This window comes from Pseudomonas sp. B414, from assembly GCF_055408445.1.
The window spans coordinates 1-637 of sequence record NZ_JBUZTQ010000086.1 but is presented as its reverse complement, the minus strand read 5'-3'; the positions used below and the strand labels follow the sequence as shown (position 1 = coordinate 637).

Genomic DNA, 637 nt, shown 5'->3' with positions numbered 1-637 from the left:
GTCGGGGGATACGTTCCAAATAGCTGGGCCACACTACGCCGCTGGCAAGAGTCGCTGGAGCTGGGCCGCGAACTGGTGACCACACGTGAGTTCGATTGGGTTGATAGCGCTCTTCAGAGCATGAAGCGGCAACTGGAAAGAGTCTCTCGCGAAGCACGTCCCGATGCCTACTTACATGCCCATGAGAAAGAATACGCAGCACTCAGAGCTGAAATCGGCAAGATGCAAATAACGCATGATCGCCTGGTAGCCTTGCATGGCAAGAAAGCCAGCGAGAGCGAGGTTTACGGCCAGGCCGCAACCCACCCGGAATTTTTGACAGAGAATCTACCGCGTTGGAAAGCCCACCCCGAAAACACTGTAAAAGAACAACTGGCAATGGCCCCACCGCCAGTGTTTCGCGATGACGAGGTCATAGCCGCCATTCTGGAAGGGCGCGAGCCGGGTGCGGCGGTACCGTTCGATATTGATTCGTACTCCTGACATCGCTAGTTACGTGAGTTTGTATAGATTAATAGCCGGTGGCCAACACATCGTTGTTGGCCCAGGCCCGCATGCGGGCTACCTCGGCCTTCTAACCAGCGTGTGTTACTGGCAGGCTGAGCAGTGGGCGGTCACCGATAACCCTGACCCCGGT

1 pseudogene is annotated in these 637 nt (G+C 56.5%); it reads left to right on the top strand.

The window, feature by feature from the left end:
• Positions 1-483 (top strand): annotated as a pseudogene (locus ACZRMH_RS25800) (lipase family protein); the annotation flags it as partial.
• Positions 484-637 lie beyond the last annotated feature (154 nt).